Genomic DNA, 14,057 nt, shown 5'->3' on the forward strand with positions numbered 1-14,057 from the left:
CGTCAGCGCTTGAGCATCGCCCGCATCGCTGCCAGTGCGTCGTTGCCACGCGCGGCCTTCACTTCCACCGGCGCGTCTTCCTGGCCTTCCCATTCCAGGTCTTCGGGCGGCAGTTCGTCGAGGAAGCGGCTGGGCATGCATTCGATGATTTCGCCGTACTGCTTGCGCTTGGCGGCGAAGGTCATCGCCAGGTTCTGCCGCGCGCGGGTGATGCCGACATAGGCCAGGCGGCGTTCTTCCTCGATGGTGTCGGCTTCGATGCTGGAGCGGTGCGGGAGGATTTCCTCCTCCATGCCCATGATGAACACGTAGGGAAACTCCAGACCCTTGCTCGCGTGCAGGGTCATCATCTGCACGCCCTCGGCGCCTTCTTCCTCTTCCTGCTGGCGTTCGAGCATGTCGCGCAGCACCAGCTTGGCGATGGCCTCCTCGATGGTCATCTCGCCTTCCTCGTCGCGCTCCAGAGTGTTCTTCAGCGCGTCGATGAGGAACCAGACGTTGCCCATGCGGAAGTCCGCGGCCTTGTCGCTGGAGGTCTGGCTGCGCACCCAGGTCTCGTAGTCGATGTCCATGACCATGCTGCGCAACGCGGCGATGGGGTCGTTCTGCGCGCACTGCTGGCGCAGGTTGTCCATGTAGCGCTTGAAGCGCGCCAGGCGGTCGGTGAAGCGGCTGTCCATCAGCTCGCCGAGGCCGATCTCGTCGCAGGCGGCGTACATGGAAATCTTGCGCGCGCTGGCGTAGTTGCCGAGCTTTTCCAAAGTGGTCGAACCGATCTCGCGGCGCGGCACGTTGATCACCCGCAGGAAGGCGTTGTCGTCGTCCGGGTTGACCAGCAGGCGGAAGTAGCTCATCAGGTCCTTCACTTCCTGGCGGCTGAAAAAGCTGGTGCCGCCGGACAGCCGATAGGGTATCTGGTGATGCTGCAGCTTCAGCTCGATCAGCTTGGCCTGGTAGTTGCCGCGGTAGAGGATGGCGAAATCGCTGTAGGGCCGCTGGGTTCGCAGATGCAGCGTGAGGATTTCCATCGCCACGCGCTCGGCCTCGGCTTCTTCGTTGCGGCAGCGGATCACGCGGATCGGGTCGCCATGGCCCATTTCCGACCACAGCTGCTTCTCGAAGGCGTGCGGGTTGTTGGAGATCAGCACGTTGGCGCATTTGAGGATGCGGCTGGTGGAGCGGTAGTTCTGCTCCAGCATCACCACCTTCAGCGAGGGAAAGTCTTCCTTCAGCTGCATCAGGTTTTCCGGCCGCGCGCCGCGCCAGGCATAGATCGACTGGTCGTCGTCGCCCACCACGGTGAAGTGCGCGCGTTGCTGCACCAGCAGTTTGACCAGCAGGTACTGGCTGGCGTTGGTGTCCTGGTATTCGTCCACCAACATGTAGCGCACCTTGTTGCGCCACTTCTCCAGCACCTCGGGGTGGTCCTGGAAGAGCTTCACCGGCTGCATGATCAGGTCGTCGAAATCCACCGCGTTGTACGCCTTGAGCGTGCGCTGGTAGTGGGTGTAGACGACGGCGGCGGTCTGCTCCTTGGGGTTGCGCGCGCTGGCCAGCGCTTCCTCGGGGGTGACCAGGTCGTTCTTCCAGCTGCCGATGTAGTGCTTGATCTCGTCTACGCCGTCATCGCCGGCGTATTCCTTCTGCATGATGTCGCTCAGCAGCGCCTTGATGTCGCCTTCGTCGAAGATCGAAAAGCCCGGCTTGTACCCCAGATGGACATATTCCTTGCGGATGATGTTCAGGCCCAGGTTGTGGAAGGTCGATACCGTCAGGCCCTTGCCTTCGCCGCCGCGCAGCAGGCTGCTGACGCGCTCCTTCATCTCGCGCGCGGCCTTGTTGGTGAAGGTTACAGCGACGATGTACTGCGCGCGGATGCCGCATTGCTGGATCAGGTAGGCGATCTTGCGGGTGATCACGCTGGTCTTGCCGGAGCCGGCGCCGGCGAGCACCAGCATCGGGCCGCCGACGTAGTTCACGGCTTCCTGCTGCCGGGGATTGAGTCGGGACATGGACGTTCGGGTTGTGGAAGGCGGGGCGCGAGTTTAGCAGGCCAGCGCCGGGAAGCGGCTCGCTCACGACCGATCGGCGGCCGATCGGCTGGCGGGCCTTGGTAAATGAGATTATTCCTTTATCTTGTCGAGCCGGCCCGCTCGCGCAGGCTGGTCCGACAGCGGACGTTTCCTGCGTCCATCTCACCACGCTCCGGGAGGCTGCTTGTCCGCGCCCATCGCACCCCTGTCACTGTTGCTGCTGGCCGAGCGCCCCGAGTGGGCGGCACAGCTGCGTGGCTGCCTGGAGCAGTTGGCGGATGCGCCGGCGCTGCTGGTTGCCCCGGACTGGGCGGCGGCGCGGGCCACGCTGGACGATGGCGCCCGCGGGCTGCTGCTGACGACGCCAGCCTGTCGGCCGCCCGCGCACGAATGCCCCTGGCCGGTGATCCTGCTGCTCGACGCCGAGCCGGCCGAAGCGCCGGAAGGCGTGCTCGACTGGCTGGTGCGCGACCAGTTCAGTGCTGACGTACTGCGCCGCTGCCTGCGCTATGCGCGCGAGCGCTGCCGGCTGCAGGGCTCGCTGCAGCGCCTGAGCGAGTACGACCCGTACACCGGTGTGGTCAATCGCCAGGGCTTCCAGGCCTTGCTGATGGCGGCGCTGGCCGAGCATCAGGGGCGCGGGCTGGTACTCGGCTATCTGGATCTGGACGACTTTCGCCACGTCAACGATTCGCTCGGCCATCAGGCGGGCGATCGGTTGATGTTGCAGATCGTCGCGCGCCTGCAGGCGCAGCTGGAGGAAGGCGATGCCCTGGGGCGGCTGGGTGGTGACGAGTTCGCCCTGCTGCTGGACGTGCGCGAACGGCCGCGGCGCACCGCCGAGATGGCCGATCGCCTGGTCGAAGCGCTCGCTGAGCCCTACTGGGTCGACGGTGAGAGCTTGATGCTCGGCTGCAGCCTGGGCCTGGCACCGGCGCGCCCGGGCATCGGCGCCGACCCGCTGATGTGGCATGCGCAGAGCGCCATGCGCCAAGCCAAGTCGCGCCAGGGCTGCACCTGGCAACTGTACGACGAGCACGCCAGCCGCGGCGCGCGCAGCCTCGCCGAGCTGGAGAGCGAGCTGCGCCAGGCCCTGCGTCGTGGCGAGCTGGAGCTGCACTACCAGCCGCGCCTGTGCCTGAGCAGCGGACGGATTCTCGGGCTGGAGGCGCTGGTGCGCTGGGCACACCCGGAGCGCGGCCTGCTAACGCCCGAAGCGTTCATTCCGCTGGCCGAGGAGAGCGGGCTGATCGTGCCGCTCGGCTACTGGGTCATCGCCCGCGCCCTGCATGACCTGCAGGCCCTGCGCGCGCAGGGGGGCGATGCGCTGCACATGGCGATCAACCTGTCGTTCCGCCAGTTCCAGGACAGCCAGCTGCTGGCCACGCTCAGCCGGCTGATCGAGGAGTGCGGCATCGATCCGCACTGGCTGGAATTCGAGCTGACCGAAACGGCGGTGATGCGCCGCAGCGAGCAGGTCCGGCGCACCATGGAAACCCTGCGCAAGCTCGGCGTGCGGTTTTCCCTGGACGATTTCGGCACCGGCTTCTCGTCGTTCGTGCACCTGTCCAGCCTGCCGATCGCGCTGTTGAAGATCGACAAGAGCTTTGTCGCCGGCATGGAGGGCAATCGCCGGCTGGTGCATGCGATGGTCAACCTCGCCCGCGACCTGCAGCTGGAAATCGTCGCCGAGGGGGTGGAAACCGCCGCGCAGCTGGAGCAGCTCAAGCGCTTCGGTGCGCACCAGATCCAGGGTTATCTGGTCAGCCGGCCGTTGCCGCTGGCCGAACTGGCGGTCTTCATGCGCGGCGAGCGCCGCGCCGGGCTGGCGCACTGAGCCAACCCGACGCCTTGCGTCAGCGCACCATGTGCAGGAAGTGCATGTGTTTCTCGTACTGGTCGAGGATGTCGCCGATCACGCCCTCGCGGCTCCAGCCCATCACGTCGTAGTCCTGGCCGCCTTCCTTGAGGTGCACCTCGGCGCGGAAGTACTTGCGCTCGCCGGGCTCGTCGTCCTCGCTGCGCGGCACGAAGCTGGGCATCACGTAGGCGCGTGGCCGCACCTCGTAGAGGAAGTCGGGCTCGCCCTCGTGGACGATTTCGATGCGGATGCGCTGGTCCTCGCCCTCGCTGACCGTGGCGCCGTAGCCCTGCTTGCGAATTTCCTCGGCAACCGCCTCGCAGGCGGGACGCACCACTTCGGCAATGAAGCGCACCACATGGCGGCGGCGCGGAAACATCGTCAGATTGCGCAGGCGGCGCTGCCAGTCGCTGTAGGCGCGCGGCGTGGCCGGCGAGGTGGTGATCGCCTGGTAGCGCAGACCTTGCTTGGTCGCATCGATGCGCAGCGCCTTGAGCAGGCCCCACATCGAGCAGAGCAGGGCGAGCGCAAAGGGCAGCGCGCTGGCGATGGTGGCGGTCTGCAGCGCGGTGAGGCCGTCGGCCAGCAGCAGCGCAATGGCCACACCGGCCATCAGCATGGCCCAGAAGATGCGCTGGCGCGCCGGGGTGTCGTCATTGCCGCCGGAGGCCAGCATGTCCACCACCATGGCGCCGGAGTCCGCCGAGGTGACGAAGAACACCACCACCATGACGATCGCCAGCAGCGACAGCAGCCCGGAGAAGGGGAAGCGCTCAAGGAAGGCGAACAGCGCCAGCGAGCTGTCGCGCTCGATGGCTTCGCCGAGGCTGCTGACGTTTTCCCAGAGGATCATGTGGATCGCCGTGTCGCCGAACACCGTCATCCACAGCAGGGTGAAGGCAGTCGGCACCAGCAGCACGCCGGCCACGAACTCGCGGATCGTCCGCCCGCGCGAGATGCGCGCGATGAACAGGCCGACGAAGGGCGACCAGGCCAGCCACCAGCCCCAGTAGAACAGCGTCCAGCCGCCGATCCAGTCGTTCGGCTCGTAGGCATACAGGTTGAAGGTCTTGTTGACGATGTCCGCCAGGTAGCTGCCGGTGTTCTGCACGAAGGTCTGCAGGATGAACACCGTCGGCCCGACGATCATCACCAGCACCATCAGCAGCACCGCCAGCGACAGGTTCAGCTCGGACAGCCGGCGCACGCCCTTGTCCAACCCGCTGACCACCGAGAGGGTGGCCAACGCGCTCGTCGCCAGAATCAGGCCGATCTGCACCGGCAGCGAGATCGGCAGACCGTAGAGGTGGTTCAGGCCGGTGTTGATCTGGGTGACGCCCAGGCCCAGCGAGGTGGCCACGCCAAGTACGGTGCTGATGATCGCGAAGGTATCTACCGCATGTCCGATGGGGCCGTGGATGCGCTCGCCGATCAGCGGATACAACGCCGAACGCAGCGCCAGCGGCAGACCGTGGCGGTAGGCGAAGTAGGCCAGGATCATCGCCACGATGGCGTAGATCGACCAGGCATGCAGGCCCCAGTGGAAGAAAGTGATCTTCATCGCCTCGCGCGCGGCGAGCACGCTGCCGCCTTCACCGACCGGTGGCGAGAGGAAGTGCATTACCGGTTCGGCGACGCCGAAGAACATCAGGCCGATGCCCATGCCGGCGGAAAACAGCATGGCGAACCAGGTGGTACGTGAGTAGTCGGGTTCGCTGTGGTCGGGGCCAAGCTTGATGTCGCCGTAGCGGCTGAGCGCCAGCAGCACCACCATCAGCAGGATCAGCGCAACGGCGAGGATGTACAGCCAGCTGAGGTGGGCGACGATCCACGCCTGGGTCGTGCTGAACAGCGACTGCGCGTGTTTCGGCAGGGCGACGCTGTAGATCACCAGCGCCAGGATGATGAATGCCGAGCTGTAGAAGACCGGCGGATTGATGGTTGTAGCGGAAGACCTTCTTGCCTCCATGCTGCGCTCCTTCGTGGGTCTGGGGAGTGGCCGCCTGTGGCGAAAGCGCACCAATCTAACATAGACAACGAAACGGCCCCGGTGTCTACGGCGCGCTTGCCGGCGCCGCGCAGCGTGTCAGGCCTGGGCGGCGGGGCGGTATTGCAGCGCTTCGGCGAGGTGCTGACGGGAGATTTCCGCCGTCGCGTCCAGGTCGGCCAGCGTGCGCGCTACCTTGAGCAGGCGGTGCGCGGCGCGCAGCGACAGGCCGAGGCGTTCGCAGGCGTGCTCCAGCCACTGCTGGTCGACGCCGTCCAGCCGACAGTGCTGGCGCAGGCCGGCGAGGTCGAGAAAGGCATTGGCGCAGCCCTGACGACGCAGCTGCAGCTGGCGTGCGGCCGCCACCTGAGCGGCCACTTCCGCGCTGCTCTGGCCATGCTGCGCGGGTGCATTCAGCGAGGTGGTTTCGCGCGCGACCGTCAGGTGCAGGTCGATGCGATCGAGCAGCGGGCCGGACAGTTTGCCGCGGTAGCGCTGGATCTGCTCCGGGGTGCAGCGGCAGCGTCCGCCGGGATCGCCGAGATAGCCGCAAGGGCAGGGGTTCATCGCCGCCACCAGCTGGAAGCGCGCTGGGAAGCGCACCTTGTCGCGTGCACGGGCAATGACGATCTGCCCCGATTCCAGCGGCTCGCGCAGCACCTCCAGCACCTTGCGATCGAACTCCGGCAGCTCGTCGAGAAACAGCACGCCCTGGTGCGCCAGGGTGATCTCGCCAGGCTGCGGCCGGCTGCCGCCACCGACCAGCGCCGGACCGGACGCGCTGTGGTGCGGCTGGCGAAACGGCCGCTGCGGCCAGTGCGCCAGAGGGCCGTGGCTGGCTACCGACTGGATCGCCGCGACTTCCAGCGCTTCCTGCTCGTCCAGCGGCGGCAGCAGGCCGGGCAGACGGCTGGCCAGCAGTGTCTTGCCAGTGCCGGGCGGGCCGGAGAACAACAGGTTGTGTGCACCCGCCGCGGCGACCAGCAGGCCGCGCTTGGCGGCGAGCTGGCCTTGCACGTCGGCCAGGTCCGGGTAAGGCAGCACCTGGCGCAGCAGGCCTTGAGCGACATAGGGCGTCAGCGGCGTGGTGCCGCTGAAATGCGCCGCGACTTCCAGCAGGTGGTCGGCGGCATACACGGTCAGGCCGGACGCCAGGCTGGCTTCCTCGGCATTGGCCCGCGGCACCAGCAGCGCGCGGCCGGCGGCGCGAGCGGCAAGCGCGGCGGGCAACACGCCCTGCACCGGACGCAGCGCCCCGGAAAGCGCCAGCTCGCCCAGGCATTCGAGCCCGTCCAGGCGCTCGGCCGGCAGTTGACCGCTGGCCGCGAGAATGCCCAAGGCAATGGCCAGGTCGAAACGACCGCCGTCCTTGGGCAGGTCGGCGGGTGCGAGGTTGAGGGTGATGCGTCGGGCAGGGAAGTCGAAACCGGAGGTGAGGATGGCGCTGCGCACGCGATCCTTGCTTTCCTTCACTGCGGTTTCCGGCAGCCCGACCAGCGCCAGCGAGGGCAGGCCATTGGCTAGATGCGCCTCGACGGTCACCGGCGGCGCTTCGACGCCGCTCTGTGCGCGGCTGTGGACGATGGCCAGGGACATTCGATCACTCCTTGATCGTGTCGCGGCCCGGTCGGTCAGGACACGGGCGGCGTGAGCTTTTCTTCCAGTTCGGCGACCTTGGCTTCCAGCGCCTCCAGGCGCGCGCGGGTGCGGGCGAGCACCACCATCTGGCTGTCGAATTCGTCGCGGCTGACCACGTCGAGCTTGTTCAGCGCGCCCTGCACCACGGCTTTGAGCTGGGCTTCGAACTCGGGGCGCGGCAGCGGGGTGTCGCCGTTGAACAGGCGCGAGGCCTGGGAACCGAGGGCGTCGAGGAAAGCTTTGGGTGGCAGCATGACAGGTACCTGCATTTGAACGGCCGGCAGTGTAGCACGCGCGTTTTTGTGCAGGCCGTGCCCGAGGCTGCACAGGATTTGCGCAGGCCCACCGGCCTCCGTGCGCCATTCTGGTGCATCGCTGTGCTGCCTTTTCCCCTGCGGGCGCATGCTCGCGGCGCCTGGCGCCTTGCCGGGCGGGCGTTTCGTCAACCTGGCATCGATTCTGCTTTGACCCTCTCGACGCATGCACCAGTGCGGCGCCCGGTTGGATCGCACAACGGACGGGCACGCAGTCGGACCTGCGCCTGGCAAGCAGTCCGGGCGTTACAAGAGCCGGACACCAGCTTAGACTTGCTGCGGGTTCGTACTTCTGGGGCAAGTCCACCTAAACGGGAGAAGTTTCATGAAACTAGTCACTGCCATCATCAAGCCGTTCAAGCTGGACGACGTGCGCGAGTCGCTGTCCGAAATCGGCGTCCAGGGCATCACCGTCACCGAGGTCAAGGGCTTCGGTCGTCAGAAGGGGCACACCGAGCTGTATCGCGGTGCTGAATACGTCGTCGACTTCCTGCCAAAGGTGAAGATCGACGTGGCCATCGCCGACGATCAGCTCGATCGCGTGATCGAGGCCATCACCAAGGCGGCCAACACCGGCAAGATCGGCGACGGCAAGATCTTCGTCGTCAATCTGGAACAGGCCATTCGCATCCGTACCGGCGAAACCGATACCGACGCGATCTAACGCACCCCCAAACGAACCCCTCACGCCCCAGGAGTAACACCATGACTCTGCGCAAATTCGCAGGGCTAGGAGCCCTATTGTCCCTGCTAAGCCCCGGCCTCGCGCTGGCACAGGACGCGACGCTGGATTCAGGCGATACGGCATGGATGCTCACCGCCACCGCGCTGGTGCTGTTCATGACGATCCCTGGCCTGGCACTGTTCTACGGCGGCATGGTCCGCTCGAAGAACATCCTCTCGGTGATGATGCAATGCTTCGCCATCACCGGCCTGATGAGCGTCCTGTGGATGGTCTACGGCTATAGCCTGGCCTTCGACACCACCGGCATGGAGGCGGGAGTGACCAACTTCAGCTCCTTCGTCGGCGGCCTGGAGCGCGCCTTCCTCAGCGGCCTGACGGTCGACAGCCTGGTCGGCGCCTTCCCCGAAAGCGTATTCATAACCTTCCAGATGACCTTCGCCATCATCACCCCGGCGCTGATCGTCGGTGCCTTCGCCGAGCGCATGAAGTTCTCAGCGATGCTGATCTTCATGACCGTCTGGTTCACCCTGGTCTATGCGCCGATCGCGCACATGGTCTGGGGCGGCGACGGCGGTCTGATGTGGGACTGGGGCGTGCTGGATTTCGCCGGCGGCACCGTGGTGCACATCAACGCCGGTATCGCCGGTCTGGTGGCCTGCGTGGTGCTGGGCAAGCGCAAGGGCTTCCCGGTCACGCCGATGGCCCCGCACAACCTCGGTCTGACGCTGATGGGGGCGGCCATGCTGTGGATCGGCTGGTTCGGCTTCAATGCCGGCTCGGCGGCCGCCGCCAACGGTACTGCCGGCATGGCCATGCTGGTGACGCAGATCGCCACCGCCGCAGCGGCCCTGAGCTGGATGTTCGCCGAGTGGATCACCCACGGTAAGCCCAGCGCACTGGGCATCGCCTCGGGCGTGGTTGCCGGTCTGGTCGCCATCACTCCGGCTGCGGGCACCGCCGGTCCGATGGGCGCACTGATCATCGGTCTGGCTTCGGGCGTGATCTGCTTCTTCTGCGCCACCAGCCTCAAGCGCAAGCTCGGCTACGACGACTCGCTGGATGCTTTCGGCGTGCACGGCGTCGGCGGCATCGTCGGCGCGTTGCTCACCGGCGTGTTCGCGGCGCCGGCGCTCGGTGGCTTCGGCGAGGTGGAGAACATCGCGCTGCAGCTGTGGATCCAGTTCAAGGGTGTGCTGTTCACCGTGGTCTACACCACCATCGTCACCTTCGTGATCCTCAAGGTGATCGACGCGGTGATGGGCCTGCGGGTGAACGACGAAGAGGAAACCGTGGGCCTGGACCTCAGCCTGCACAACGAACGCGGCTACAACCTCTAGCGACATCCCGCGCGACCAGCGCGCAACCATCACGCAGCGGTTGGCAAGGGCGCCTTTTGGCGCCCTTTGCTTTTTTCGCGACCGCGCTAGAATGCGCCCGATCCGCCTCCGAGCCCGGGTTTCCAGCATGTGGCAACAGACCCTGATCACGCTGCGCCCGCGTCCGCGCGGTTTTCATCTGATCACCGACGAGCTGCAGGCCGCGTTGCCGGAACTGCGGCGCTGCGAGGTCGGTCTGTTACACCTGTGGCTGCGGCATACCTCGGCGTCGCTGACCGTCAACGAGAACGCCGATGGCGCGGTCCGACGCGATTTCGAGCGTTTTTTCGATCGCCTGGCACCGCAGGGCGAGCCGGGCTACGAACACGATTACGAGGGGCCGGACGATCTGCCGGCGCACTTCAAGGCCAGCCTGCTGGGCTGTCAGTTGAGCGTTCCGGTCTCCGCCGGGCGCCTGGCGCTCGGCACTTGGCAGGGCATCTATCTCGGCGAGCACCGCGAGCAGGGAGGCGCCAGGCAAGTGCTGGCGACCCTGCATGGCATGCAGAGTTGAATTTTTTTTGGCGATGCCAGAGGTTGTGCATCGCTGGGCTATAACTACCGCTTTGGCGAGCCACGAGGTTGAACATGAGCGACGAAGAACTCGAACAAGACGATCTGGACGTGACTGACGAGGAAGACGGGGAGGAAGAGCTGAGCGCGGCCGACGACGGCGACGAGGCTCTGGACGACGAGGGCACCGACAGCGAGCGCGCCACGCCGACGCCGAAGAAGGCCAAGGCCAAGGCTGCCGAGCCGGATGAGCTGCCCAGCCTGGAAGCCAAGCAGAAGGAACGTGATGCGCTGGCCCGGGCGATGGAAGAGTTCCTCGCGCGTGGCGGCAAGGTGCAGGAAGTCGAGCCGAACGTGGTGGCCGATCCGCCCAAGAAGCCCGACAGCAAGTACGGCAGCCGGCCCATCTGAGTCCGCGCGCCAAGCGAAGAGCCCGCCATCGTGCGGGCTCTTTCGTTTCAGCAGCCCGAGCGCCAGTGCCGGAGCAGGCCGGGCAACTCCGTGAGGCTGTGGATTTCGGCCTCCGGTCGGTGTGCCTGTTGCCACGGCAGGTGCTGCGGGTTGTACCAGATGGCGCGGAAACCGGCCTGCTGGGCACCGAAGATGTCGTCCTCGTGGTGGTCGCCGATGTGCACGGCTTCTGCCGCGCTCACGCCGGCCAGTCGCAACGCCTCGCGGAACGGCCGCGGGTCGGGCTTGCCGATGCCCAGGTCCTCGGCACACAGGGCGAACTGGAAGTAGTCGGCCAGCCCCAGTCGTCGCACATCGGCATTGCCGTTGGTGAGCACGCCGAGGATGTAGTGATTGGCCAGCCATTCCAGCGTGGGCAGCACCTCCGGCGCCAGTTCGATCGCATGGCGGGCGTCGAGAAACACGCGGAAGCCAGCGTCGGTGAGCTGCTGCGCCTGCGCCTGCTCGTAGCCGGCATCCGTCAGCGCGTGGAACAGGATCCGCCGGCGCAGCTCGCTGATGCGGTGGCGCAGCGCGGGTTCGCGCTCGATCAGCATGCGTCGGATCGCGCCCAGCGCCTCGATGGGGAAGTCGCCGAGCAGCGGCGCGTTGGTCGCCAGCCAGTCGCGCAGCGCCCGCTCCGCGCCCTGGATGATCGGCTTGGCCTGCCAGAGGGTGTCGTCGAGGTCGAAGGTGATCAGGCGAAGGTTCACGATTCGTCGTCCTGCTTGCGTCTGGCTCGTGGATGCGTCTGGTCGTAGACCTTGGCCAAGTGCTGGAAGTCCAGGTGGGTATAGATCTGCGTGGTGCCGATATCGGCGTGGCCGAGCAGTTCCTGCACCGAGCGCAGGTCCTGCGACGACTCCAGCAGATGGCTGGCGAAGCTGTGGCGCAGCATGTGCGGATGCAGGCGCTGGCCCAGCTCGCGGGCGCCGGCAGCCTGCACCCGTTTGTGCACCGCGCGCTGGCCGAGACGGCGGCCCTGCTGGCCGATGAATACCGCGCCGTCGGCCGGATTGGCCAGCGCCCGCAGCGGCAGCCAGGCGCGCAGCGCCTCGCGCGCCTGGCGTCCTACCGGCAGCTCACGCTCCTTGTTGCCCTTGCCGACGACTCGTACCAGCCCGGCGGCCAGGTCGAGCCGGTCGAGATTCAGACCGACCAGCTCGGACAGGCGCAGCCCGGAGGAATAGAACAGCTCGAGCATGGCCTGGTCGCGACGGGCGATGAAGTCGTCCTCGACAGCACCGTCCAGCAGCTGCATCGCGCGATCGGTGTCCAGCAGCCGCGGCAGGCGCTTCTCGCCCTTGGGCGCGCTGACGCCGCTGGCTGGATCATGCGCGCAGAGGCCTTCCTGATTGAGGTAGCGATACAATCCGCGCAGCGACGACAGCAGACGCGCCAGGCTGCGGCTGGACAGTCCCTGGCGATGCAGTTCGGCAATCAGCTGGCGCACCTGCTGACCGCGCAGCGCCGCCCACTGCTGCACCGACTGGCGCTCGCAGAAGGCGAGCACTCTGGCCAGATCGCGGCGGTAGCCGTCCAGGGTATGCGGCGACATCTGTCGCTCGCTGTGCAGGTGCTGGAAATAGCGATCGAGATCGGTTTGCACGGGGCCTCCCAACGATGGCCGGCACTGCGCCGGCCGGACAGCCTGCCGGGGAACCGCGGAGGCTCAGCGCACCGAGCGTAGCGGCGTGGCGAAGCGCGGCAGCACTCGCGCCAGCACCTCGGCAATGTAACCAAGGAACAGCGTGCCGAGCGAACTCTTGTAATGCTGCGGATCGGGACTGCCGATCGCCAGCGCGCCGAGCTGCTGATCGAGCATGACCACCGCTGCCGAGCCGACACTGGCGCTGTGCTCCTCACCGAACAGGAAGGCCAGTTCGTGGGCGCGCAGCGCGCCGCAGATGGTCTTGCCGCCGGCGAGCAGGCCGCCGATGCTCTGCTGGGCTTCGGCCGGACTGACGCTGCGCCCCACCGGCAGCACGGCATCGCTGAACAGGATCAGGCTGACGTAGGGCACCTGGAATTCATGGCGCAGGCTGTCCTCGACGGCGCTGACCACCTCTTCCAGGCTGCTGGCGTCGAGCAGGTCGAGCACCAGCCGGCGAGTCTTGTCGAACAGCCGGTCGTTGTCGCGGGCGACATCCATCAGCTGCGACAGGCGATGGCGCATCTCGATGTTGCGCTCGCGCAGGAGCTTGACCTGGCGCTCGACCAGCGACACGGCCGCGCCGGGCTGGTGCGGCAGGCGCAGTTCGGTGAGCAACTCGTCGTGATCGACGAAGAATTCCGGATGGGCACGCAGGTAGGCGGCGACGACTTCGGCGTCGGGCAGCGGCGCGGCGGCCGGGGTCTGCTCGGTCATAGGCGAACCTGTCCTTCGAAAACGCGAACGGCGGGGCCGGTCATCATAACGGGCTGGCCGGGACCTGCCCATTCAATGGACAGACGGCCGCCGGGCAGGTCGATCTGCACCGGCGAATCCATCCAGCCCTGGCGGATCGCCGCGACCGCCGCGGCGCAGGCGCCGGTGCCGCAGGCCTGGGTCTCGCCGGCTCCGCGTTCCCACACGCGCAGGCGCGCATGGCCACGGTCGATCACCTGCAGGAAGCCGACGTTGACCCGCTGCGGGAAGCGCGGGTGGTGTTCGATCTGCGGTCCCAGTTCGTGCACGGGCGCATTGTCGACGCTGTCGACGCACAGCACGGCATGGGGATTGCCCATCGACACGGCGGCAAGCTCCACGCGGCGGCCGGCCACATCCAGCGGGTAACTCAGCGCCTCGGCGTCGGCCTGAAAAGGGATGTCCGCGGGCTTCAGGCGGGGCGGCCCCATGTCGACGCGAATCTGCCCGTCGGGGCGGATGTCCAGCTCGATGATGCCGCCCTTGGTTTCGACTTTGATCTTGCGTTTGACGGTCAAGCGCTTGTCGACCACGAAGCGGGCGAAGCAGCGCGCGCCATTACCGCACTGCTCCACTTCCGAGCCGTCGGCATTGAAGATGCGGTAGCGGAAGTCGACGTCCGGATTCTGCGGCGGTTCGACGATCAACAACTGATCGAAGCCGATGCCGGTGTGGCGGTCGCCCCACTGCCTGGCGTGCTTGGGCTGGATGTGCGCGTGCTGGCTGACCAGGTCGATGACCATGAAGTCGTTGCCCAGCCCGTGCATCTTGGTAAAGCGCAAAAGCATCGGGT

The 14,057-nt window shown here is 66.7% G+C and carries 13 protein-coding genes; 5 read left to right on the forward strand and 8 right to left on the reverse strand.

Features of this window, described 5'->3' with window-relative positions; all coding sequences use genetic code 11:
* Positions 1 to 2: 2 nt before the first annotated feature.
* Positions 3 to 2,012: a DNA helicase Rep gene (gene rep, locus U8L64_RS14795; protein ID WP_054094426.1), complete on the reverse strand. Its 2,010-nt coding sequence runs from the start codon at positions 2,010 to 2,012 to the stop codon at positions 3 to 5.
* Positions 2,013 to 2,217: 205 nt separating this feature from the next.
* Here rep and U8L64_RS14800 point away from each other — a divergent pair, with 205 nt between their 5' ends.
* Entirely contained in the window at positions 2,218 to 3,870 is a 1,653-nt protein-coding gene (locus U8L64_RS14800) for a putative bifunctional diguanylate cyclase/phosphodiesterase (RefSeq protein ID WP_333398143.1), read from the forward strand.
* Positions 3,871 to 3,889: 19 nt separating this feature from the next.
* On the opposite strand, the gene U8L64_RS14805 is transcribed toward U8L64_RS14800, so the two are convergent.
* The 3 genes from U8L64_RS14805 to U8L64_RS14815 form a co-directional block, all read right to left on the reverse strand.
* Positions 3,890 to 5,863: a BCCT family transporter gene (locus U8L64_RS14805; RefSeq protein WP_156716124.1), complete on the reverse strand. Its 1,974-nt coding sequence runs from the start codon at positions 5,861 to 5,863 to the stop codon at positions 3,890 to 3,892.
* A gap of 117 nt (positions 5,864 to 5,980) precedes the next feature.
* Entirely contained in the window at positions 5,981 to 7,477 is a 1,497-nt protein-coding gene (locus U8L64_RS14810; RefSeq protein ID WP_043297881.1) for a YifB family Mg chelatase-like AAA ATPase, read from the reverse strand.
* 35 nt (positions 7,478 to 7,512) lie between these two features.
* Positions 7,513 to 7,773, reverse strand: coding sequence for an accessory factor UbiK family protein (locus tag U8L64_RS14815; protein WP_008568387.1), 261 nt, complete (start codon positions 7,771 to 7,773; stop codon positions 7,513 to 7,515).
* Positions 7,774 to 8,158: 385 nt separating this feature from the next.
* On the opposite strand from U8L64_RS14815, the gene glnK reads away from it, so the two are divergent.
* The 4 genes from glnK to sutA all read left to right on the forward strand — a co-directional run bounded on the left by glnK (position 8,159) and on the right by sutA (position 10,818).
* Entirely contained in the window at positions 8,159 to 8,497 is a 339-nt protein-coding gene (gene glnK / locus U8L64_RS14820) for a P-II family nitrogen regulator (RefSeq protein ID WP_003096476.1), read from the forward strand.
* 41 nt (positions 8,498 to 8,538) lie between these two features.
* Positions 8,539 to 9,855, forward strand: a complete 1,317-nt coding sequence (locus U8L64_RS14825) for an ammonium transporter (protein WP_043297882.1) — start codon at positions 8,539 to 8,541, stop codon at positions 9,853 to 9,855.
* A gap of 127 nt (positions 9,856 to 9,982) precedes the next feature.
* Positions 9,983 to 10,408: a secondary thiamine-phosphate synthase enzyme YjbQ gene (locus U8L64_RS14830; RefSeq protein ID WP_043297883.1), complete on the forward strand. Its 426-nt coding sequence runs from the start codon at positions 9,983 to 9,985 to the stop codon at positions 10,406 to 10,408.
* 74 nt (positions 10,409 to 10,482) lie between these two features.
* Positions 10,483 to 10,818, forward strand: a complete 336-nt coding sequence (gene sutA / locus U8L64_RS14835; RefSeq protein ID WP_008568368.1) for a transcriptional regulator SutA — start codon at positions 10,483 to 10,485, stop codon at positions 10,816 to 10,818.
* Between the two features lie 47 nt (positions 10,819 to 10,865).
* Here the strand turns inward: sutA and U8L64_RS14840 are convergent, their stop codons facing one another.
* From U8L64_RS14840 to dapF, 4 genes are all read right to left on the reverse strand, one after another.
* Entirely contained in the window at positions 10,866 to 11,570 is a 705-nt protein-coding gene (locus U8L64_RS14840) for an HAD family hydrolase (protein WP_333398144.1), read from the reverse strand.
* Entirely contained in the window at positions 11,567 to 12,466 is a 900-nt protein-coding gene (gene xerC, locus U8L64_RS14845) for a tyrosine recombinase XerC (protein WP_333398145.1), read from the reverse strand. Before xerC ends, U8L64_RS14840 begins: the two co-directional genes overlap by 4 nt.
* Before the next feature lie 63 nt (positions 12,467 to 12,529).
* Positions 12,530 to 13,225 (reverse strand): DUF484 family protein, encoded by a 696-nt coding sequence (locus U8L64_RS14850; protein ID WP_054094430.1) that lies wholly within the window; start codon positions 13,223 to 13,225, stop codon positions 12,530 to 12,532.
* Positions 13,222 to 14,052 carry a diaminopimelate epimerase gene (gene dapF / locus U8L64_RS14855; RefSeq protein WP_043297887.1) on the reverse strand — a complete coding sequence of 277 codons (831 nt, stop codon included), beginning with the start codon at positions 14,050 to 14,052 and terminating at the stop codon, positions 13,222 to 13,224. The genes U8L64_RS14850 and dapF overlap by 4 nt, the downstream gene beginning before the upstream one ends.
* Positions 14,053 to 14,057 lie beyond the last annotated feature (5 nt).

The sequence above is a fragment of the Pseudomonas sp. FIP_A4 genome (assembly GCF_036701605.1).
GTDB classification, from domain to species: domain Bacteria; phylum Pseudomonadota; class Gammaproteobacteria; order Pseudomonadales; family Pseudomonadaceae; genus Stutzerimonas; species Stutzerimonas phenolilytica.